Raw genomic sequence first — 21,653 nt, 5'->3', positions numbered from 1 at the left:
CGTCACCCCCTTGAATGGTGCACTCATTCAAGGCTGCGCAGACGTGAATTGCAAGTCAGGCTGTCAGCTTTCTTCCAGATCCTTTGCCAACCGGAAGCCAATGCGGTTGGCGGGCTTGTCCTCGACCGATTTGGGCAGGGCGCGCAGCATCACGTTCAACTGGCTGACATGCTGCACCAACTGGGTCCGCGCCCCGGTCGCGTCCGAGCCGTAGAAGGTGATGATATCGGGATCGAAATAGCCCATGCCCTCAATCCGCATGACCCCCGCATCGCCGCCGGTAAAGCCCATGGCGACCTCTTGATCGCCATCCAGCGTCTGCTCGAAATTCTGAATATAGAGGATCAGCCGCTCATAGGCCCATTGTGCTGGGCTTTTGGTGGCGACGGGTTTTTGCAGTTGGCCGGGCAGGTCCTTGGCGCCGGATTTCGCATTCGGGTTGGCATGAACCTCATAGCATCGGGGCAAAGCCGCCGCTTCTGCCGCCTCGGCCGATGTTTCTATCTGGTCCTGCATGCCGTTACCCTTCGCGCTGAAACTCCCAGGCCCCGTCCGCGCGCCGCGTCCGGGTCACGGTTCCAATGTGGTAAAGATGGTTCAGATGTGCAACCGCCTCGACCAGCGCAAGCCCGTATTCGCCCGCGCCAATCTGGCGTTTAAAAAGCGGAACAAAACACTCGGCCGCGGTTTTCGGTGAATCCAGGTAGCCCTGCAAGCGATCCAACGCGCCGTGGTGATTGTCGATCAGCTGCCGCATCCGCAGCGGCAGGCCGGTGAAGGGTAGCTTGTGCCCACCCAGCGCCAGATGATCGGGACGCGCCAGCCCTTGTAGCCGCTCGCAGGCCTCCAGCCATTCGGCCACCGGGTCGGCCATCGGTTCGGTGACGTAAACGCCCAAATTGGGGCTGATTGAGCTGAGGATCTGATCGCCGGTGATCACCAGATTGTCATCGCGGCTCCAGAAGGTGGCGTGTTCTGGAGCGTGGCCATTGCCCATATGCACGTCCCAGTCGCGCCCGCCCATGCGGATGACGCTGCCCTGTTTGATGCGGGTATAACCCAACGGCATCGGATAGACCGTGTCGCAGAAATTGAATGGGCGTTCGGTCATGCGTTTAGCTAGAAAGCCGGCCTCCATACCGGCGCTGCGGTAATAGTCCAGCGTTTCTTGCGGCCAGGTTTCCTGCACATCCAGTTGTAGCATCCGCGCGAACAGCCAGGCGGTGCGGGTTGTGACCAGTTCGGCACCGTGCTCGGACTGGAACCAGCCCGCATTGCCGACGTGATCTGGGTGGTGATGCGTGACCACCACACGGGTCACAGGCTTGCCACCCAGCGGCCCGGCCATGAGTGTTTCCCAGACCCGGCGGGTCTTGTTCGAGGAAATCCCCGTGTCGATCACCGTCCAGCCATCGCCGTCATCAAGAGCGTAGATGTTGACGTGATCCAGCGCCATGGGCAGTGGCAGGCGCATCCACAACACACCTTCGGCAACTTCGACCGCCTCACCCGGAGCTGGAGGCTCGGGCCAGGGGTATCGGATCGCCAAAGGAGTGTCCCCGTCCATTATACCGCCAACTCCTCGGCGCTGAGGGAATAAAGGTCCCCGGCCCCGTTCTGTACCTGCGCCAGCAGACCGGCATATTCCGGCAGCAGCGCGTTGATGTAGTACCGTGCCAGTTTGAAGCGCGGGCCGTTGGGTTCGGCTAATGCGGCCTTGAGGTGGTAATGTGCGCCCAGAACGCGAGCGAAGGCGTGCAGATAGGGCACGGCACCGGCAAAACGGGTATTCATGTCGGACTGCGCCACGATCCATTCGGTGGTTTCGCGCAGGCTTTCGGTCGCCTCCCACACCGGGCCAGCCAGATTGGACATAGTGGCGCGAGCCTCTTCGGCGTGATCCTCAATTTCATCCAGCAAGCGCGAGGCCGCCTCGCCGCCGTCCATCATCTTGCGCGCGACAAGGTCCATAGCCTGAATGCCATTGGTGCCCTCGTAGATCGCGGTGACGCGAACATCGCGGTAGTACTGCGCCGCACCGGTTTCTTCGATAAAGCCCATGCCGCCATGCACCTGCACGCCGGTCTCGGACACACGCATCCCGGTCTCGGTGCCGAAAGCCTTGCAGATCGGTGTCAGCAGCGCGGCCCGCGCGCTCCACTCGGCATCCCCAGTAGCGTTACCCATGTCGATCGCGGCCGCATTGGCCAGCATGATCGCCCGTGCGGCAAAGGTGTCGGCGCGCATGCTCATCAGCATCCGGCGTACATCCGCGTGATCGATGATCGTGCCCGAGGGCGTCTTGCCCTGTTTGCGCTCCAACGCATAGGCCAGCGCGTGCTGATAGGCCCCTTCGGCGGCCCCCACGCCCTGTCCGCCTACACCCAAACGCGCGTTGTTCATCATGGTGAACATCGCGGCCATGCCGCCATGTTCCTTGCCCACAAGCCAGCCCTTGGCACCGTCATATTGCATCACGCAGGTCGGCGAGCCGTGCAGACCCATCTTATGTTCGACCGAGACGACTTTCAGAGCATTCGCCACGCCGGGATTGCCGCTTTCGTCGGGCAGATACTTGGGCACCAAGAACAGAGAGATCCCTTTTGTGCCCGGTACCCCGTCGGGCAGACGCGCCAGCACCAGATGGCAGACATTCTCGGTAAAGTCGTTGTCACCCCACGAGATGAAGATTTTCTGACCCGTCACCGAATAGGTGCCGTCGCCATTCGCCTCGGCCTTCGACGACAAAGCGCCCACATCCGACCCGGCCTGTGCCTCGGTCAGGTTCATGGTACCGGCCCATTCGCCCGACATCATCTTGGGCAGGTACAGCGCCTTCAGCTCATCACTTGCATGATGTTCCAGCGCCTCGATCTGGCCTTGGGTCATCAGCGGTGCCAGTTGAAGCGACAGGCAGGCGGCCGACATCATTTCGTTCACCGCTGTGGTCAGAGTCATCGGCAGGCCCATACCGCCATGCTCGGGATCACCGCTCATCCCGATCCAGCCGCCTTCGGCGATTGCCTTCCAGCCGTCGGCATATCCGGGTGAGGTGCGCAGCACACCGTTTTCCAGCCGCGCGGGCTCCAGATCACCGGGGCGCTGAAGTGGGGCCATCACCTCTTCGCACATCTTGCCGGCCTCGGTCAGGATCGCACCGACGACATCCTCGCTGGCTTCCGAGAACTTCTCGGTCGCGGCAATCTGATCGAACCCGACCACGTGGCGGAAAAGCAGTTCATAGTCGGAAATAGGTGCGCGGTATGGCATGAGTTCCCTCGGAGCTAACTGTATGGTTTTTCGCGGGTGGGGTTGGAAATTGCAATGCCCACCTTTATGCATCCTTGATCAATTCGATTACCTAGCCAGCTAGATGGTACAAGCAATCAAAACGCGGCGTCACCAGATATGATCCCTAACGGCACATTGGACTTGTCCGCCGATCCGGGCGGAATTGCACAGGCGGCCGACTTGCTGCGGCAGGGCCTGCTGGTCGCATTCGCGACCGAGACCGTATATGGGCTGGGCGGCGACGCCCGCAATGGCGAGGCCGTGGCCAGCATTTACGCAGCCAAGGGGCGGCCCAGCTTCAACCCCCTGATCGCGCATGTGGCCTCGGTCGAAGCGGCACAGCGGTATGTTGAATGGTCCGGCCAGGCCGAGGCTTTGGCCGCCGCCTTCTGGCCCGGCCCGCTGACGATGGTTCTGCCGCTGCGCGACGGGCACGGGATTTCTCCGCTGGTCACCGCGGGGCTGGATACGCTGGCGGTGCGGGTGCCCGCCCATGGCACCGCACGGTCGCTGCTGGCGGCGTTCGACGGGCCGGTCGCGGCCCCTTCGGCTAACCCTTCCGGCCAGATCAGCCCCACAACCGCCGACCATGTGCGCGCCGGGCTGGACGGGCGCATTGCGGCGATTCTGGATGATGGCCCCTGCGGTGTCGGGCTGGAATCCACTATCGTCGGACTGGCCGGAGAGCCTTCGCTGCTGCGCCCGGGTGGCGTCGCGTTGGAACAGGTCGAATCCGTTTTGAATGCGCGCCTACACATCCATCAGACCGGAGACCTGCTGACCGCGCCAGGCCAGTTGCAGTCACACTACGCACCAGACGCTCCGGTGCGGTTGAATGCAATAAACCCGCGAGGAGATGAAGTGTTTCTGGGGTTCGGCTCTGTTTCTTGCGATCTGAACCTGTCGGAAAAGGGCAGCTTGACCGAAGCCGCCGCCAATCTGTTCTCGGCCCTGCATACGCTGAACGCCACGGGTCGCCCGATTGCGGTGTCACCGATCCCAGATCAGGGTCTGGGCGCCGCCATCAACGACCGCCTGCGCCGCGCTGCTGCGCCGCGCGACAGCTAATCAGGCGCGCCCGGCGCTGGCCGACAGGGTCAGCGGGTCAACGCCCAGCGTCGCCAATGCGGCTCCCCATTTCTCATCATCGGGCACATCGAACACCAGCTTGGAGGTTGCTTCGGTGGTCAGCCAGCCATTCATGGCAATCTCATCCTCCAACTGGCCGGGACCCCAGCCGGAATAACCCAACGCCAGTGTCGAATTCAGAGGCCCACGACCCGAGGCGAGGTCCTCAAGCACATCCAGCGTCGCGGTCATGCTGAAATCGTCTGAAATCTGCATCGAATGCAGGTTGGCCTCGTAATCCGAGCTGTGCAGAACAAAACCGCGCGACATCTCTACGGGGCCTCCGAAATGCACCAGACGCTCGCCGACAATCGGAATTCGGCAGGCGATATTCAATTGCTCCAGCAAAGCTTTGATCCGCAAGTCCGAGGGTTTGTTGATGATCAGACCCATCGCCCCGTCTTCGCCATGGCTACAAATGTAAACCACCGAATGATCGAAGCGCGGATCACCCATGCCAGGCATCGCAATCAACAGTTTTCCGGTCAGGTCCATGGATTTACATCTCTTGCTTCGTCCCCCTTCAACAATGGCCCCGGTGCATGGGGATTGGCAAGGGAAGAGGCCACATTTCGCCAGATTTCATCCGGGTGACCGGAACGTGACTTGGAATCCCGGCCCAGACCACGCATTTATGGGGTATGAAGCGTTTTCTGAAGCCAACCGCGGCCGCCCTGACCGCCTGTTTCGCCCTGACCGCCCCTGCGCAGGCGCAGGTTGTGGATGGGGTTGTGCAACTGGACGTGCTGGATGGCGGACGCACCGCCAACGGGACTTATCTTGGCGCGTTGCGGCTGACACTGAAGGACGGCTGGAAGACCTATTGGCGCGCACCCGGCGATGCCGGTATCCCGCCACAGTTTGATTGGCGCGGCTCGCGGAATGTGGGTGATGTGTCGATCACTTGGCCCGCGCCCGAGGTGTTCGTGCAGAATGGCCTGCAATCCATCGGGTATACCAATCAACTGGTGTTGCCGGTCGAAATCACGCCCAAGGACCCCGCCAAACCGGTGCGGCTGCGTGGCGACATGGACTTGGGTGTCTGCAAGGATGTCTGCATCCCCGAGCGGCTGGATTTCGACCATACGCTGAATGCCGGCGCCGGTCGCAACCCAGCCATCGCTGCTGCGCTGGCCCAGCGCCCCTATTCCGCGAAAGAGGCGCGAGTGACCGCCGCCAGCTGCCATCTGACGCCAACCTCGGACGGGATGCAGATCGAAGCGCGCGTAAAAATGCCCTCGGCCGGAGGGCGCGAGATAGCCGTGATCGAGCCGGGCAACCCGGCACTCTGGGCTTCACAGCCGGAAACCACACGGCAGGGCGATACTCTGGTCGCGACGTCCGAGGTGATCAGCGCCTCGGGCGGACCTTTTGCGCTGGACCGGTCTGAGATACGGATCACGGTTCTGGGGACCAACCACGCGGTGGACATTCAGGGCTGCAGCGCGGGCTGAACCATGGAAAAAAAGCCAAAGATTGGCGCGCTGGCCGTTGTCGTGCATGAGGCACGTGTGCTGCTGGTGCAGCGCAGCAAGCAACCCGATGCCGGGCTCTGGGGGTTTCCCGGCGGGCACGTGGAGTGGGGCGAAACTGTAATGCAAGCCGCGCAGCGGGAGCTACACGAGGAAACCTCGATTATAGCCGAGCCGCTGCACTACCTCGACAACCTGGACTTGTTACGCCACGACGCGCAGGGCTTGGTGCAGTCGCATTACCTGTTGGTCGGGGTCGCCTGTCAGTATCGCTCGGGTAGGCCGCTGGCCGGGGATGACGCACTGGACGCCCGCTGGTTTCCGATCGATCAGATACGACGGGGCGATCTGCCGATGAGCGACCGCGTCACAAACCTGCTGGAAACCGCTCTGCTTCGGTCTTAAGCAGCCCGTCCCCTGAGGCGCACGTAGAGCAAACCCGACAACACGACACTCAGGACAAGGATCGGCACGGCACCGGCAACGAAAGCCCCCAGCCCCATTTGCAGGGCGGCAACACCTTCGTCTCCTGGGTAGAGGCCCGAAAGAAACCCAACGGGAGAACCCGCGACCGCAGGCCAGACCATTGTCACACCGAACCAGACAAACAGCGCCAGCCCGGTGGCTGTCACCGCGCCCTGCACCACCCTGTCCGGTGCCCGCAGCGCCCGGCGCATTGCAGTCATCGGACGCGACAGGTCGTTCAGAATGGCCAACAACGCGGGCACCAGAAGCAGCACCAGCAACATCCCGAATCCCAGCCCATAGACCAGCGTGATTACCGAGGGTTTGAGGAATTGCGCCTGTTGCGAGCCCTCATAGAGCAGCGGCGTCAGCCCCAGAACCGTGGTCAGCGTCGTCAGCATAACCGGGCGCAACCGATCCGCCGTACCCTCGACAATCGACGGCACCAGACCGCGGTCCTGCTGATAGGCGTCAATGGTTGTCACCAGAACAATCGAGTCGTTGATGATGATCCCGGTCATCCCCAACAGACCGATTACGGTAAACATGCTCAGCGGTACGTCCCAGATGTAATGTCCCCAGATCGCGCCCACCAACCCGAACGGGATGATCGCCATCACAACCACCGGCCGCGTCCAGCTGGCAAAGACCCAGGCCAGCACCAGATAGATCCCGGTCAGACAGAGGATCAGGCCGGTGCGCGCCTCGGTCAGGAATTCATCCTCCTGCTCGCTCAGGCCTGCCATCTGCCATTCTACCTGCTGTTCGGCGGCGATATTGGGCAAAATCTCTTCGCTCAGGGCTCGGGCGATTTCTGCCGCGCGGGTCGGGTCGTCCTCGGAAATATCGCCGATCACCGAAATCACTCGCAGGCCGTTTTCGCGCCGCACGGATGAAAAGCCCGACTTGCGCTCTACCGAGACGATATCGGCCAGCGGCACGTAAACGCCGTCCGGCGTGCGCATCAGCGTGCGTTCCAGGAAATCGGCGGTCAGCTCGCCCTCGGGCAGTTCCACGCGGATCTCGGCGCTGCGCGGGCCGTCGGGGAAAGTTGCGGCCTCGATCCCGTTCAACCGGTCGCGCAATACGCGGCCCAGCGTTTCGATGCGAAAGCCCAGCGCCTGCCCCCTGGCGGTCAGGTCCAGAATGAAGTCTTCCTTGTCATAGGCCAGATTGTCTTCCAGCGCCGAAACCTCGGGGTATTTCGACAACTCGGCCTGCAGGTCCTCGGACGCCGCCTTGAGCGTGTTCACATCAGCCCCATAGAACTGAACATCAATTGCATCTCCGCCCGGGCCGGATCGCCAGCCGCGGAAGGTCAGCAGTTCGACTTTGGGATGGCGCGGCACAAAGTCCTGTAGCTCGCCCACGAACTCAAAGCTGGAATAGGGGCGTAGGTCCGAGTCGATCAGTTCGATCGAAATCCCACCCAGCAGGTCCCGTTCCTTGCCATCCGCAGCACTCAGGTTGAACCATCCGGCATTACCGCCGACCTCGGCCAGAATATAGTCGATGGGATTTCGTCCGTGACGCTCTTCGTAGATCTTGCCCAGTTCTTCGGTGGCGCGCTGCATCTGGTGCATCATTTCCAACGTATCTTCTCGGGTGGCACCCTCGACCATGATAAAATTGCCGGTGACCGAGCCGCGCTCGGGCGCGTTGAAGAACCGCCAGTTCACGTCACCCTTGATGAACAGGGCAAGCTGGCTGGCCAGGATCACTACCATCGCCGCCACAACCACGTAGCGTGCCCAGACGACCCAGGCGATCAGCGGCCGGAACAGGTGATCGCGCACCCAGCGGAAGCCGCGATTGACGACGCGGTTGGGCCAGTCATACCAGTGTTGCTTGGCCGAATGCGCAATCGCATGGGCCATGTGGTTCGGCAGGATCAGAAAACATTCGATCAGCGAGGCAATCAGCACCGCGATCACGGTAAACGGGATGTCGCCGATCAACTCTCCGAACCGGCCACCGATGGCGGTCAGACCGAAAAACGCGATCACTGTTGTCAGGGTGGCGGCAAAGACCGGCATCGCCATGCGCCGCGCGGCGCGTTCGGCGGCCACCATGGGGGCCTCACCCAACCGGCGCGCGCGAAAATCAGCGTGTTCGCCTACAACGATAGCGTCATCCACCACGATACCCAGCGTGATGATCAGCCCGAACAGTGAGATCATGTTGATCGACAGCCCGCCGATATACATGAAGGCAATCGCCGCAGACATCGCCACCGGAATACCCGCCGCGACCCAAAAGGCAATTCGCGCGTTCAGGAACAGGAACAGCAGACAGACCACAAGGCCCAGCCCCACCAGCCCATTATCGATCAAAATGTCCAGACGTTCGGTGATGGCCTGTGCGCGGGTGCGGATCAACTCGATGGTCACGCCTTCGGGCAGGCTGGCCTGCAACTCGGCCACCACGTCCTCGACCGTGTGCTGGATCTTGATGGCATCTCCCAGATTAGACCGGTCAACCCGCACCGACATGGCCGGATTTTCGCCAACAAAGTAACTGCGGACGCGATTGACGCCTTCAACCCGGATCTCCGCCACATCGCCCACAAAAAGCTTGGACCCATCGGCAAAGTTGCGCAGCGCGATGCCCTCGATCTCTTCTGGGGTGCGCTTTTCGGTGCCGGTACGGATTCGGGCATTGGCCCCGGTAACATCGCCCGCCGGGTTGGCCATCGCCTCAGCCGCAATGGCTTGTGCGATTTCCGAGAGGGTGACGTCATTGGCAATCAGCTGCGCTGTCGGCACTTCGACGACCACGCGGGGGGCGGCAATGCCCCGGATGGTCGTGCGGGTCACGCCGACCGCAAACAGGCGGTTGATCATTTCGTCGGTGAACTTGGCCAGCTGGTCCGGATCAACCGGGCCGGTCACCACCACATCGGTGACCCGATCCCGCCATGCCCCGCGCTTGATCGAGGGCTCCTCGGCATCATCAGGCAGGTTGGTCACCCCATCAATGGCAGTACGAACTTCGTCCACGGCGCGCGACATGTCCCAATTGGGCTCGAACTCCAGCCGGATATTGGCCTGCCCCTCGCGCGAGGTCGAGCTCGTGCTTGCCACCCCTTCAACCGCCAACAGGGCCGGTTCAAGTAACTGAACGATGCCGTTATCCACATCCTCGGGGCCAGCGCCTTCCCAGTCGATATCCACGTCCACACGTTCGAGGATCACGTCCGGGAAAAACTGCGCCCGCATCGACGGGATCGCTGCAGCGCCAAGAACCAGCATCACCAGCAACAGCAGGTTGGCTACCGTCCGGTGGCGCGTGAAATAGCTGAGGATACCGCCCGCCGTACCGGGGATTTCGCGCATCATGGCGCCTAGCCCCCTGCCCGGTTCTCGATGCTGCGCACCAGAGATGCTGGAACCTTGGGCGCGCTGAGCTGGCTCAAGGCGCTGGCTTTGGCCTCATTCGACATCTGATCGCTGGCTTCGACCTGCGCCACCAGTTGAGCGCGGAGTTCGTCGGAAAGTTCGACCATGCCCGGATCGACTCCGGCATTGGCCTCATCCCGCAGCGGACGTACACGAACCCCGCCGCCCAACAGAGGAGTTCGACCTATAACAACTTCGCGCCCGACCAGACCCTGCCCGCGCAACAGAACCTCGTCGCCCTGCCGACGGATCAACTGCACCGGCAGCGCCTCGAGCCGGTCATCGGGGCCGAGAACCAGTACCGTTCCCGTCGCATCCAGAACCGACGACGGCAGCCGCACCACATTGTCCAGCGGCTGCTCCTCGACCGTTACGGTGACGAAATCGCCGGGCTTGAACCCCGGCGCGTCCTCCAGCCTTGCATAGATCAGCCGCCCGGTCTGCCCTTCGCCCGCCGAACCGCTGTCGCGGTTGATACGGCCATGGGCAATCAGATCGGTGCCCGTCACCTCCAGCGAAACCGAGACCGGCGCGTTGATCAGGCCGCCCTCTGCGTCCAGCAGACGCACGAACTGTGCGGTCGAGACGCGAAACGCCACCTCAAGCGCGGTTGGATCGACCAGTTCCGCCAGCTTTTCATTGGCCGAAACCAGTCGCCCTTCGACCAGGGTCACATCAGTCAACGTGCCGGCAAACCGCGCGCGAACGGTCATGTCGTCCAGATCGCGTTCGGCGGCTTCCAGTGCGATGCGGGCCCGGGCCAGCAAGGTGGTCGCCTGATCGACCCGCGATTCCGCCTGCGCCAGAGATATGCGGCGCGCCAGAACCGATTGCTGTGCCGCAGCCTCGGCCAATTCCGCTTCTTCCACGGCGGCAGGCGTTCCGACCCCACGGCCCTGCAGATCTTTCTGGCGCTGCAGGGCACGTCCGCGCAGATCCGCCTGTGCCTCGGCCGAATTCAATTCGTCCTGCGCCAACAGCAAAGAGCGTTCGGCGTCGCGTTCCTCGAATTGGGCATCCAGCAGGTCGGATTTGGCGCGATCCAGCGCCGACTGTGCGTCAGCTGGGTCAAGCTCCACCAGAACCTCACCTGCGGTGACAACGCCGCCATCCTCGAAATCTTCGGCCAGAAATACCACACGCCCGCCAAGCGCCGCGCGCAATTCCAGACGGCGGCGGCTTTGCACTTCCCCGAAGGCCTCGAGATAGGGGGTGACGGTTTCAAGTTCCGCTGGCCGCACGCTGACGGCAAAGATGCGTTCGCGCGCTTCGGGCGGTTCACTATCGCGATTCAGCGCATCCTGCACAGCGCTGGTTATCAGTTGCGCCGCAATAAACAGCAGGGCCAGCGTCAGAAACGCCAGAAAGACACCTACAAGGCTTTGCCTCAGAAATCGCATCAATCACTCACCCCGGTCGCATCAGGCTACCACGTGCAAAAGGTAGCCGGGCACAGAAAAATGCCAAGCCACAAAGCGGTTACGAACAATTAAACGTGCAACCAGTCTACTTCCGTCGCAGATGTTCGTCCAATCGCGGCATTATTTCCACGAAATTGCAGGGACGGTGGCGGTAGTCGAACTGTTTTTCCAGAATCCCGTCCCAGGCGTCCTTGCAAGCACCGGGACTGCCGGGCAATGCGAACAGGTAGGTGCCACCCGCCACGCCGCCCGTAGCGCGGGATTGCACGGAGGATGTACCGATCTTTTCCATTGAAATGATGGTGAAAACGGTGCCGAACGCCTCAATTTCCTTTTCGTAGACGTCGCGATGCGCCTCAACCGACACGTCGCGGCCCGTCAGGCCGGTGCCCCCGGTCGAGATCACCACGTCAATCTCGGGATCACCAACCCATAGCCGCAGTTGGGCTGCAATCTCGCCTCGTTCATCCCGGATGATCTTGCGGTCGGCCACCGAGTGGCCAGCGCGCTCGATCCGGTCAACCAGTGTCTGACCCGAGCGGTCCTCGTCCAGCGACCGTGTGTCCGACACGGTCAGAACGGCGATCCGAACCGGAATGAATTCCATGCTTTCATCAATGCGCGACATATGGCGTCAGGCCCTTTCCATGATGGCAAGCCGGACGGCAAGGGCGGTGAATATCCCCCCCGTCACCCAGCCCATGATACGAGAGGCGCGCGGGTTCGAGATCAGAACCTTGCCCGCGCCACCGGCAAAAATACCCACCAGCCCGTTAACCACAAACCCGCCCAGCGCGATGATCGCGCCGAAGATCAGGAATTGCGGCAGGATCGGGCCGGTCGCGGGGTTCACGAATTGCGGGATGAAGGCCAGTACAAACAGGATGACCTTGGGGTTGGTCAGATTTACCAACATCCCGTCACGAAAGGCATAGCTTGCGGGTTTCGCGGGCGCATCACCGGATACCGCCCCATTCCGGATCACACCCCACGCCAGATACAGCAGGTAGGCCACACCCATCCAGCGGATGACATCAAACAACCACGGCAAGCTGTTCACCGCAGCACCCAACCCCAGCCCGGCCAGCAGCACGTGAACCATCAGCCCCAGCGATATACCCGCGCTGGCAACCAACGCCGGTCGGGCACCGGACCGCAGACCCTGACCGAAGCAAAACATCATGTCTGCACCGGGGGTGAAATTCAGCGCCAAAGCTGCTGGGATGAACGCCAGCAGAGTGACCGTTTCTATCATAAGGCGACCTCGAACCAATTTACCTTGGGTCCCAGATTGGCAATCTGTGTACGGCCTATGCTGCCGCGATAGCCCCAGCTGTCATGGATGTGGCCGCACAACGCGTATTGCGGTTGCAGGCGCTCCACCGCATCGCGCACGGCCACGGACCCGACCGCTTCGCCCTGTGATGTGACATCACCATAACCCTTGGGCGGGGAATGCGCGATCAGAATATCCGCTCCATCACAGCGATCCAGTAACTCGGTGGCTTCTGCATCGGTCAGGTCGCAGGACCAGTCGCCAAACGGCGTGACCGGCACGCCGTAGCCCAGCCCGAACAGGCGCAGCCCGTCCAAGGTCATGCCGGTGCCGTGCAGCACATGGCCGCCTTCGGGCGCGGCATCGGCCAATTCCTGTGCGCTTTCCGCATTGCCGGGCACCATGACAAACGGCGCAGAGATGCCGGCCAGCATCGCCATCGCCTCCTTCAGCCCTTGCCGCATGTTGCAGAAATCTCCGGCCCCGATCACCAGATCTGCCTCGGCACTGGCCTCGACAACCTCGGCCGCGCGGTTGCGCGCCATGTGCAGGTCTGAGAAGGCCAGAACGCGCATTACTTGCCCTCCAGCCGTGCCTTGAGCTCCAGCAGATCGGCCCAGGCGTGGCGTTTCATCTGCGGTTGGCGCAGCAGATAGGCCGGGTGGAACATCGGGATGACCGGCAGGTCCAGCGCCTGATCCCATTGCCCGCGCAGCCTTGTGATCCCACGTTTGCCCAGCACCGCCTGACAACTGATATTGCCCATGATCACCAGAACCTCGGGCTTGGCCAGTGCCACGTGGCGTTCGAGAAAGGGCTTCATCATCCCGATCTCTTCGGGTTTGGGGTCTCGATTCTGCGGCGGTCGCCACGGCAGGACATTGGTGATATAAACATTCTGGCCGCGATCCAGATCAATCGCCGCCAGCATCCGGTCCAGCAATTGTCCGGCACGGCCCACGAATGGCTTGCCCTCGCGGTCTTCCTCGCGGCCCGGAGCCTCGCCGATGATCATCACCCGCGCACCCGGCGTGCCGTCGGCGAACACCAACTGACGCGCACCGCGTTTCAGTTCGCAATGATCGAACCCATCCATCGCCGCCCGCAACTGATCCAGCGACCCGGCACTTTGGGCGGTGGCCTTTGCCACCGCAAAGGGGTCCACCTTTTTCGGCATTTCGGACGTGGCCTGCACCGCAGTAGGTTTCCTGGCCTTGGGCGCAGTATCAGGCAGCGCATAGCGATCCACCGGCGCATCACCGATCGCATCCGTTGCGCCCAGTTCGATCTGCCAGTCCAGCAGCGCCCGCGCGGTATGATAGTCCAAAGCCGATTCCATACCCCTCAATCTAACCAGCTTTTGAACGAGGGAAAGCGAATAGGCCTTGATCGGACCGTTCATCGCACCGACGATTGCGGCATTCATGATGGTTCTGTTGCGATTCCTTTTGATTTCCCTGCTGCTGATCCCGCTCAGCGGCCCATCCTTTGCGCAACTGTTCGACCGCAACGGCCAATGTCGCCCCGGGCAGTTTCAATGCGGTACCCGATGCTGTTCCGGTGGTCAAAGATGCAGCTTTGACGGCCACTGCATCCCGTTGGGTGGCACCTATTGCGGCGGCGGCCGCACCTGCGGACCATTCGAACGCTGCGTGGCCGGCGGTACCCGCTGCGCCCCGGCGGGGGCGAACAAATGCACCTCGCGCCTCGATTGCCCGGGTGGAACCACATGTAATGCACGAGGCGAATGCGAACGGATCGGACCCGGAAATGAGACGGAGACCGACACGCAGCGTCTGAAAACCATCTGCGACGACGGCTTGACCTGCACCGGGGGCACATCCTGCCTGCCGGGTGGCGGATGCTCGCGTCCCGGTTGGTTCTTGTGCGAAGAAACCGACTCTCAATGCCGCCCTGGGTTCAAGTGCTCCGAACATCAGGGCTGCGTGCCGGTCAAGGCGGTCGATTGCGGCTATGGCAAGTGGTGCAAACCCGGCGAACAGTGTCTACCCGAGGGTGGATGCGAGAAACTGCCCGAAGGGTCTGATCCTTAGGTTGCCCTCGCGCGCGCGGCTTCTTATAAGCGGCTCGATTGTCGGACAGGAGCCCGCCCATGCGTTTCGCCCATCGTCACCTTCTTGGCATCGAGCATCTGTCACAATCCGATATAACCGCCATCCTCGATCTGGCCGAGAAGTATGTCGACATGAACCGCCAGTCGACCAAGCATTCCGACGTGCTGTCGGGGCTGACACAGATCAACATGTTCTTCGAAAATTCGACCCGCACGCAGGCCAGTTTCGAACTGGCGGGCAAGCGGCTGGGTGCGGATGTGATGAACATGGCGATGCAGGCGAGCTCAATCAAAAAGGGCGAGACCCTGATCGACACCGCGATGACGCTGAACGCGATGCACCCCGATCTTCTGGTGGTCCGGCATCCGCATTCCGGCGCGGTCGACCTGCTGGCGCAGAAAGTGAACTGCGCAGTGCTGAACGCAGGCGACGGGCGGCACGAACACCCGACGCAAGCCCTGCTGGATGCGCTGACCATTCGCCGCGCCAAAGGGCGCCTGCACCGGCTGAACATCGCGATCTGCGGAGACGTTGCCCATTCCCGCGTCGCACGGTCAAACCTGATCCTGCTGGGCAAGATGGAAAACCGTATTCGTCTGATCGGCCCGCCAACACTGGTTCCCAGCCAATTCGCCGAGTTCGGTGCCGAGGTTTACGACGACATGAACCAAGGCCTGAAGGACGTCGACGTTGTCATGATGCTGCGCCTTCAGAAAGAGCGGATGGATGGCGGTTTTATCCCCTCGGAACGTGAATACTATCACCGCTATGGTCTGGACGCCGCCAAGCTGGCACTGGCCAAGCCCGACGCCATCGTCATGCACCCCGGCCCGATGAACCGCGGGGTCGAGATCGACGGGACCCTGGCAGACGACATCAACCGCTCGGTGATTCAGGAACAAGTCGAGATGGGCGTGGCCGTCCGCATGGCCGCGATGGAACTTCTGGCCCGCAATCAGCGAGACGCCGCATGAGCGATCTGACTGTCGCCCCCCATGAACGCGGCGTGATCCGCCTGTTCACGCTGGACATGCGGCCGGAAGAGGCGAAGTTCCTGCGCGAACCGGGCGCTGCCGATCAGGCTCTGGGGGTGGCAGGGCTTGACCCGAAACAAATCGACGTCTTTCCGGTCTCGGACCTCGAAGACCTTGGGCTTTTTGGCTATTTGAACGAGGGCTGCGGCGTCTCGGCCGATCAACTGGATCGCGCCGCGCTGGAGGCCATCGAAGGCTGGGTCATGGTCGTGCGCAGCGCCGCCTTTGGCGACCGCGCAGCGACGCTGACGCCGGACCCGAGGCTGCATCTGGCCGGTCTTTACACCGAAGAGGCCACCAACTGGACCGGCGGCCCGATTGAAACCGAAAGTGCCAGGCCGTTCTCGGCGCCGCAACCTGCGCAACAGGATGATCGGCCCGGCCGCATCGGCTCGGCCATTCTGACGCTGGTGATCCTGCTGGCTATCGGAGGTGCCCTATGGCTGATCCTGTGACCTTCGCCCCCGACAAAGGCGCCTATATCCGCACCAACGCATGGCTGGCCGCCTTCGCGATGGCGGGCGCGATGATCATCCTCTGGCTGATCGGCAACCCCTATCCCTGGACCGGCGCGCCGGCGGGTCTTGCCGCCATCGGCATTCGCGCGTGGTATCTGGCCTCCGAAGAGCTGGTCACCACGTGGGAGATGTCCGACACCACCCTCACCGGCCCCGGTCCGCGCAAAGTGGCGCTGAATCAGATCGAAGCGATTAATGTATTGGGCAGCTTTGTCCAGATTGTCACCAAGGGCGGCGACAAGCACCTGATCAAGTACCAGGCGGACCCGGACGCCACCAAAGCCGAAATCGAAAGGGCAATCGAATGAAGCCAAGAGATGAGTGGGACAACATATTAGATCCCGGTGAGCGGATCGTTTGGCAAGGTCGTCCAGACGCAAAACTCGCATTGAGCCCTTTCAACATGTTTGAAACTGTCTTCGGTGTGTTCTTTGCAGGCTTCGCCTTGTTTTGGATGACTCAAGCCGCAAAGAGCGGAGGCACCTTCTGGACGTTCGGGATAATCCACTTTTTCGCAGGTGTCGGCATTATCCTTCATGCGCTTTTTTGGAACTCTTTTAAGCGCGCCCGCACATGGTATTCACTAAGCAACAGGCGCGCATTCATTGGAACCAATTTACCTTTGCTGGGTAAGAAATTGGCGTCTTATCCGATTGATGAAAGCACGCCCCTTCAATTGGTAGACGGGTCGCCGGCAAGCGTTTTCTTTGCCTCTGAAACACAGACCCGGCACCGTACCACACGGACAGTTCAAATTGGCTTTGAACGCATACAGGACGGAAAGACTGTTTATCGCAGGCTCAGGGATATCCAGTTGAGCGACTCAGGGGGGAAGTTGAAAACATGAACTCTTTGATGTTTACCAACGCCCGCCTGATTGACCCGGAAACGGGCACCGACAGCATCGGCTGGCTTAGGGTCACGGACGGCCGGATTGCGGCGCGCGGCGAGGGTGATGCCCCGGGACAGGGGGCTCAGATCGTCGATTGCGCCGGGCACTGTCTTGCGCCGGGGATCGTCGATATCGGCGTCAAGGTCTGCGAACCCGGTGAGCGGCACAAGGAGAGCTATAAATCCGCCGGGCTGGCGGCAGCGGCGGGTGGTGTCACAACCATTGTCACTCGACCCGATACGCTGCCTGCGGTAGACACGCCGGAAACGCTGGAATTTGCCACCCGCCGCGCGCAGGCGGACGCTCCGGTCAATGTGCTGCCCATGGCCGCCCTGACCAAAACCCGCGACGGGCGCGAGATGACCGAGATCGGGTTTCTCCAAGATGCCGGGGCCGTCGCCTTTACCGATTGCGATCACGTCATCACCAATACCAAGGTGTTTTCCCGCGCGCTGACCTATGCAAAATCCTGCGGCGCGCTGGTCATCGCCCACCCGCAGGACCCCGGCCTAAGCGCAGGCGCAGCGGCTACCAGTGGCAAATTCGCCGCCCTGCGGGGACTACCCGCCGTGTCACCGATGGCCGAACGGATGGGGCTGGACCGCGATATCGCCCTGCTTGAGATGACAGGGGCCGCATATCACGCCGATCAGATCACCACCGCCCGCGCCCTGCCCGCGCTGGAACGCGCCAAGCGCAATGGGCTGGACATCACCGCTGGCACCTCGATCCACCATCTGACGCTGAACGAGCTGGACGTGGCCGATTACCGGACCTTCTTCAAGGTCAAGCCGCCGCTGCGATCCGAAGACGATCGACAAGCGGTGATCGAAGCGGTGCGAACCGGGCTGATCGACATTATCAGTTCCATGCACACACCGCAGGACGAGGAAAGCAAACGCCTGCCGTTTGAAGAGGCCGCCTCGGGCGCGGTGGCGCTGGAAACGCTGCTGCCTGCCGCACTGCGCCTGTATCACTCGGATCAGTTGGACCTGCCGACCCTGTTCCGCGCCATGGCGCTAAACCCGGCAAAACGGCTGGGGTTGGACTCGGGGCGCTTGACCCAGGACGCACCCGCAGATCTGGTGTTGTTCGATCCGGAAGTGCCTTTTGTACTTGACCGTTTCTCGCTGAAATCGAAATCGCAGAACACACCGTTTGACGGCCAGCGGATGCAAGGTAAGGTCACCGCAACTTATGTAGCAGGCCAAGAAGTTTACCGGAGACCCTAATGCCCCCATTTGACGCGACGACGACCCAGCTGATCCTCTGGGCCGTGATTGGGTATCTGATGGGCTCGGTCCCTTATGGCATGGTTATCGCCAAGGTCATGGGCTTGGGCAATCTGCGCAACATCGGGTCGGGCAATATCGGTGCCACCAATGTCCTGCGCACCGGAAACAAAACCGCCGCGGCGCTGACCGTCATCTTTGACGCTGGAAAAGGTGCGGTGGCCGTACTGCTGGCGCGCGCGCTGGCCGGAGAGGACGCCGCCCAGATCGCCGCCCTAACCGCGTTTCTGGGTCATTGCTTCCCGGTCTGGTTGGGGTTCAAAGGCGGTAAGGGGGTGGCTACCTTCCTGGGCCTCTGGCTGGCGCTGGACTGGCGCGTGGGAGTGGCCTGCTGTCTGAGCTGGCTGGTTGCGGCCGCGATTTGGCGGATTTCCTCACTGGGCGCTTTGGTTGCCGCGGCCATGTCGACCATCTGGGTGTTGCTGCTGACGGATGGTTCGACCTTTTTCCTGGGCATCGTCCTGACCCTGTTGGTCTTTTGGCGCCATAGCGCAAACCTGGCGCGGATCAGGGCCGGGACTGAACCCAAAATCGGTCAGTCTTGATCGCCCCGGACGCATTTCTGTCCGCATTTTTCGCCATCCCGCTCGGCTCGTCCACCGGGCACTGCCAAGGCAGGCGGTATATCGTCAGCCGATTGGAACTGGCCGGTGGAAAATCCCACAAGCTTGTTGCGCATCAATTGGGCGGCGGCGACTACATCAGCCTGAACCTTTATCTGACCAACACCAGCGGCACATTGCTGCGGCCCTGCGAAATGCCTGCTGAAAAGGTCATTGCCTTCGTGGTTGCGTTCGAACCCGAAGCCTGACGCGGACATGCGCGAAATTGAACATCGCCCCTTCGTCGCCGCACATTCACAATTGATTGTTTTGAACGTGATGGCGCGATTGCCCACTTCGGTTGCGTGACGGCCAATTTCCGGTCGCACGGACAAAAATCCCAAGGGGTGTCCTGGCGTAATTTCAGCGCCGCCGGATCGCCCGTTTCACGAAAGGTGAAAACAATGAACAAGATCAAATCCATCATTGGCGGCGTCGCGCTGTCCGTTGCAATCGCAAGCACGGCTCTGGCCGCAGGCGTTGAACTGAACGCAAGCTCGACCGGTCTGGCGTTGCAGGGTTACGACCCGGTAGCCTATTTTACTGACGGTGAACCGACCAAGGGCGATTACCGCATCACCGCGCTGCACAATGATGCGCTGTATCGCTTTGCCAATGAAGAAAACAAAGCCGCATTCGAAGAAAACCCCGAAGCCTACCTGCCGGCCTATGGTGGTTACTGCGCATTCGGTGCCGCGATGGGCTTCAAGTTCGACGGTGACCCGACCTATTGGAAGATCGTCGACAACAAGCTGTACCTGAACCTGTCGCAGGACATTCAGGAACGCTGGGAAGGCGACATTCCCGGCTTTATCGAGAAAGCCAGCACGAATTGGGAAACCATAGCTGAAAAAACTCCGGCAGAACTGCAGCAATAACCCGCTGACGGAAAAAGTCATATCGGCGGCGGATCACTCTGCCGCCGATTGTCGTTTGAAACAGGCCTTTTGCGGACCTACATTTAAAGGAAAGAACGTGCCCGGTTTCAACGGGCCGATGCCGCCGCAGATTGTGAACGTGGCGCATCTTTTGGGTCGGAATGCTTGAACGAACTGTGATCCGGTCGTCAAACCGGACCGTAGTAATCAATACAGTCGAACAGGCAGCGTGGATTTGCTGCAGGCCATTTCCGATGAAAGGATACAACATGAAAGGTAAGTTTATTCTCGCCTCAGTGATCGCGGTCTTTTCCGCAGGTGCAGCCGCAGCGCAGTCCTCGGGCAATTGGACCGGTTTCTACGGCGGCTTGCAGCTGGGTTACGCCGATATCGACACCAATGTTTCGGGCGTGGACGGCGACGGTGTGATCGGCGGCATCATCCTTGGCTACGACTACGACCTGAGCGATTGGGTTGTCGGTCTTGGTTTTGACTATGATTGGACCGGTATCGGGCTTGCCCCAGGCGTCAAGGTCGAGGATGTCTGGCGTATCAAGGCGCGCGCGGGCTACAAGGTGACGTCCACCGGATTGCTGTACGGCGTCGGCGGCTTTGCCGAAGCCGGAACCGACAATCTTGGCAGCGAAGACGGCTGGTTCATCGGAGCTGGCTACGAACAGATTGTCGCCCCGAATATCAGCGTGGGTGGCGAGATCCTCTATCACGAATTCGACAATTTCGACCGCACCGGCATCGACGTGGACGCAACCACCGTTCAGGTGCGCGCGGCCTATCGGTTCTGATCGGGCGACAGATAAGCCAAAGAACCCGGCCCCGGAGGGCCGGGTTCTTTGTGTCAGGGTTCCAGAACCGTACTGCCGGTGGTCTGCCGGGCCTCGAGCGCGCGGTGGGCGTCAGCGACCTGATCCAGCGGAAAACGCTGATCGATATGGACTTTGACCTCTCCGCCTTCGACCTTTCCGAACAGACGCCGGGCCATCGCCTGACAGACAGTATGATCGGAAATATGAGTGAACAGCGTCGGCCGGGTGACCTTGAGCGAACCCTTCTTGGCCAGAATCCCGATATCCATCAGCGGTACCGGCCCCGACGCATTGCCAAATGAGATCATCATTCCCAACGGCTTCAGACTGTCCAACGATCCGTTGAACGTATCCGCCCCGATCGAGTCCATCACCACATCCACGCCTTTACCACTGGTGATCTCGGCCACGCGTTCGGCAAAGTTCTCTTTTCGGTAGTTGATGCAATGGGCGGCCCCGTTGAACTGCGCCAGGCTGCATTTTTCATCCGTGCCAGCCGTGCCGATCAGGGTGATCCCTTCGGATTTAGCCCATTGGCAGGCAATCAGGCCGACGCCCCCAGCCGCGGCGTGAAACAGCACAGTATCACCACGTTTCAGCGGCGTGGTGCGGTGAAAAAGGTATTCCACCGTCATCCCCTTGAGCATCATTGCCGCCGCCGCATCAAAGGATATCCCGTCAGGCAAGGGACAGACCTGCGCTGCAGGCATCACCCGCGCATCGGAATAGGCACCCGCGGGCGCTGCGGCATACGCGGCACGCTGGCCAGGTTCCAGATGAGTCACGCCCTCGCCGACGGCCTCGATCACGCCTGCAGCCTCCATGCCCAAAGCGTGCGGCAGGTCCATCGGGTACAGACCCGTGCGCTGATAGACATCGATGAAATTCAACCCACAGGCATGGTGGCGGATGCGCACCTCTCCGGGTCCGGGATCGCCCAGCGGCCTGTCTTCGATCTTCAGAACTTCGGGGCCGCCGTGTTCGTGAATGACGACGGTTCTTGCCGTTTGCTGCATGCTGACCTCCTGTTACCTGAAGCCAAGCTAACACGCCTGAAAATAAGGGCAATCGGCACGATTCCGCGCCA

At 61.3% G+C, this 21,653-nt stretch carries 24 protein-coding genes; 13 read left to right on the top strand and 11 right to left on the bottom strand.

Annotation, left to right across the window (positions count from 1 at the left end; all coding sequences use genetic code 11):
• Window positions 1-63: 63 nt before the first annotated feature.
• Genes ACR1XY_RS10045 through ACR1XY_RS10035 form a run of 3 tightly spaced genes read right to left on the bottom strand, consistent with a single transcriptional unit; the run spans window position 64 to window position 3,270 of the window.
• Entirely contained in the window at window positions 64-516 is a 453-nt protein-coding gene (locus tag ACR1XY_RS10045) for a DUF6173 family protein (protein ID WP_480592722.1), read from the bottom strand.
• Window positions 517-520: 4 nt separating this feature from the next.
• A complete protein-coding gene (locus tag ACR1XY_RS10040; protein ID WP_480592719.1) occupies window positions 521-1,567 on the bottom strand; it encodes an MBL fold metallo-hydrolase in 1,047 nt (348 codons plus the stop codon).
• Entirely contained in the window at window positions 1,567-3,270 is a 1,704-nt protein-coding gene (locus tag ACR1XY_RS10035; protein ID WP_480592717.1) for an acyl-CoA dehydrogenase family protein, read from the bottom strand. The genes ACR1XY_RS10040 and ACR1XY_RS10035 overlap by 1 nt, the downstream gene beginning before the upstream one ends.
• A gap of 138 nt (window positions 3,271-3,408) precedes the next feature.
• Between ACR1XY_RS10035 and ACR1XY_RS10030 the strand changes: the two genes are divergently transcribed.
• A complete protein-coding gene (locus ACR1XY_RS10030; RefSeq protein WP_480592714.1) occupies window positions 3,409-4,359 on the top strand; it encodes an L-threonylcarbamoyladenylate synthase in 951 nt (316 codons plus the stop codon).
• Here the strand turns inward: ACR1XY_RS10030 and ACR1XY_RS10025 are convergent, their stop codons facing one another.
• Complete coding sequence (locus tag ACR1XY_RS10025) at window positions 4,360-4,914, bottom strand: YqgE/AlgH family protein (protein ID WP_480592711.1); 555 nt, start codon at window positions 4,912-4,914, stop codon at window positions 4,360-4,362.
• Window positions 4,915-5,060: 146 nt separating this feature from the next.
• Between ACR1XY_RS10025 and ACR1XY_RS10020 the strand changes: the two genes are divergently transcribed.
• Complete coding sequence (locus tag ACR1XY_RS10020) at window positions 5,061-5,873, top strand: protein-disulfide reductase DsbD domain-containing protein (RefSeq protein ID WP_480592708.1); 813 nt, start codon at window positions 5,061-5,063, stop codon at window positions 5,871-5,873.
• Window positions 5,874-5,876: 3 nt separating this feature from the next.
• Window positions 5,877-6,296 carry an NUDIX hydrolase gene (locus tag ACR1XY_RS10015; RefSeq protein ID WP_480592706.1) on the top strand — a complete coding sequence of 140 codons (420 nt, stop codon included), beginning with the start codon at window positions 5,877-5,879 and terminating at the stop codon, window positions 6,294-6,296.
• Here ACR1XY_RS10015 and ACR1XY_RS10010 read toward each other — a convergent pair.
• The 6 genes from ACR1XY_RS10010 to ACR1XY_RS09985 all read right to left on the bottom strand — a co-directional run bounded on the left by ACR1XY_RS10010 (window position 6,293) and on the right by ACR1XY_RS09985 (window position 13,790).
• Entirely contained in the window at window positions 6,293-9,694 is a 3,402-nt protein-coding gene (locus tag ACR1XY_RS10010) for an efflux RND transporter permease subunit (RefSeq protein WP_480592704.1), read from the bottom strand. The genes ACR1XY_RS10015 and ACR1XY_RS10010 overlap by 4 nt on opposite strands.
• Window positions 9,695-9,699: 5 nt before the next feature.
• Window positions 9,700-11,154, bottom strand: coding sequence for an efflux RND transporter periplasmic adaptor subunit (locus ACR1XY_RS10005; protein WP_480592703.1), 1,455 nt, complete (start codon window positions 11,152-11,154; stop codon window positions 9,700-9,702).
• 106 nt (window positions 11,155-11,260) lie between these two features.
• A complete protein-coding gene (gene moaB, locus ACR1XY_RS10000; protein WP_480592701.1) occupies window positions 11,261-11,803 on the bottom strand; it encodes a molybdenum cofactor biosynthesis protein B in 543 nt (180 codons plus the stop codon).
• A gap of 6 nt (window positions 11,804-11,809) precedes the next feature.
• Entirely contained in the window at window positions 11,810-12,430 is a 621-nt protein-coding gene (locus ACR1XY_RS09995; protein WP_480592699.1) for a LysE family translocator, read from the bottom strand.
• Window positions 12,427-13,026: a metallophosphoesterase family protein gene (locus ACR1XY_RS09990; RefSeq protein ID WP_480592697.1), complete on the bottom strand. Its 600-nt coding sequence runs from the start codon at window positions 13,024-13,026 to the stop codon at window positions 12,427-12,429. The genes ACR1XY_RS09995 and ACR1XY_RS09990 overlap by 4 nt, the downstream gene beginning before the upstream one ends.
• Window positions 13,026-13,790, bottom strand: a complete 765-nt coding sequence (locus ACR1XY_RS09985; protein ID WP_480592947.1) for a uracil-DNA glycosylase — start codon at window positions 13,788-13,790, stop codon at window positions 13,026-13,028. The genes ACR1XY_RS09990 and ACR1XY_RS09985 overlap by 1 nt, the downstream gene beginning before the upstream one ends.
• Before the next feature lie 46 nt (window positions 13,791-13,836).
• Between ACR1XY_RS09985 and ACR1XY_RS09980 the strand changes: the two genes are divergently transcribed.
• From ACR1XY_RS09980 to ACR1XY_RS09935, 10 genes are all read left to right on the top strand, one after another.
• A complete protein-coding gene (locus tag ACR1XY_RS09980) occupies window positions 13,837-14,505 on the top strand; it encodes a scavenger receptor class F, member 2 (RefSeq protein ID WP_480592695.1) in 669 nt (222 codons plus the stop codon).
• Between the two features lie 59 nt (window positions 14,506-14,564).
• A complete protein-coding gene (locus ACR1XY_RS09975; protein WP_480592694.1) occupies window positions 14,565-15,500 on the top strand; it encodes an aspartate carbamoyltransferase catalytic subunit in 936 nt (311 codons plus the stop codon).
• Entirely contained in the window at window positions 15,497-16,015 is a 519-nt protein-coding gene (locus ACR1XY_RS09970) for a hypothetical protein (protein ID WP_480592692.1), read from the top strand. The genes ACR1XY_RS09975 and ACR1XY_RS09970 overlap by 4 nt, the downstream gene beginning before the upstream one ends.
• On the top strand, window positions 16,000-16,386 hold the full coding sequence (locus tag ACR1XY_RS09965) for a hypothetical protein (protein WP_480592690.1): 387 nt from the start codon (window positions 16,000-16,002) through the stop codon (window positions 16,384-16,386). Before ACR1XY_RS09970 ends, ACR1XY_RS09965 begins: the two co-directional genes overlap by 16 nt.
• The gene (locus tag ACR1XY_RS09960) at window positions 16,383-16,925 is read left to right on the top strand and encodes an aspartate carbamoyltransferase catalytic subunit (RefSeq protein WP_480592688.1); all 543 of its coding nucleotides are present in this window, start codon (window positions 16,383-16,385) and stop codon (window positions 16,923-16,925) included. Before ACR1XY_RS09965 ends, ACR1XY_RS09960 begins: the two co-directional genes overlap by 4 nt.
• Window positions 16,922-18,202, top strand: coding sequence for a dihydroorotase (pyrC, locus tag ACR1XY_RS09955; protein WP_480592686.1), 1,281 nt, complete (start codon window positions 16,922-16,924; stop codon window positions 18,200-18,202). Before ACR1XY_RS09960 ends, pyrC begins: the two co-directional genes overlap by 4 nt.
• Window positions 18,202-18,807 carry a glycerol-3-phosphate 1-O-acyltransferase PlsY gene (gene plsY, locus ACR1XY_RS09950; RefSeq protein WP_480592684.1) on the top strand — a complete coding sequence of 202 codons (606 nt, stop codon included), beginning with the start codon at window positions 18,202-18,204 and terminating at the stop codon, window positions 18,805-18,807. The genes pyrC and plsY overlap by 1 nt, the downstream gene beginning before the upstream one ends.
• On the top strand, window positions 18,804-19,073 hold the full coding sequence (locus tag ACR1XY_RS09945) for a hypothetical protein (protein WP_480592682.1): 270 nt from the start codon (window positions 18,804-18,806) through the stop codon (window positions 19,071-19,073). Before plsY ends, ACR1XY_RS09945 begins: the two co-directional genes overlap by 4 nt.
• 195 nt (window positions 19,074-19,268) lie before the next feature.
• Window positions 19,269-19,742 (top strand): YHS domain-containing (seleno)protein, encoded by a 474-nt coding sequence (locus tag ACR1XY_RS09940; RefSeq protein ID WP_480592680.1) that lies wholly within the window; start codon window positions 19,269-19,271, stop codon window positions 19,740-19,742.
• A gap of 269 nt (window positions 19,743-20,011) precedes the next feature.
• Window positions 20,012-20,545, top strand: coding sequence for an outer membrane protein (locus tag ACR1XY_RS09935; protein WP_480592679.1), 534 nt, complete (start codon window positions 20,012-20,014; stop codon window positions 20,543-20,545).
• 53 nt (window positions 20,546-20,598) lie between these two features.
• Here ACR1XY_RS09935 and ACR1XY_RS09930 read toward each other — a convergent pair whose 3' ends face one another.
• Window positions 20,599-21,582 (bottom strand): quinone oxidoreductase family protein, encoded by a 984-nt coding sequence (locus ACR1XY_RS09930; protein ID WP_480592677.1) that lies wholly within the window; start codon window positions 21,580-21,582, stop codon window positions 20,599-20,601.
• Between the last annotated feature and the right edge of the window lie 71 nt (window positions 21,583-21,653).

The organism is Ruegeria sp. AD11(2025) (genome assembly GCF_056542405.1).
The sequence above is the reverse complement of the archived record's forward strand: the minus strand, read 5'-3'. Positions and strand labels throughout refer to the sequence as shown.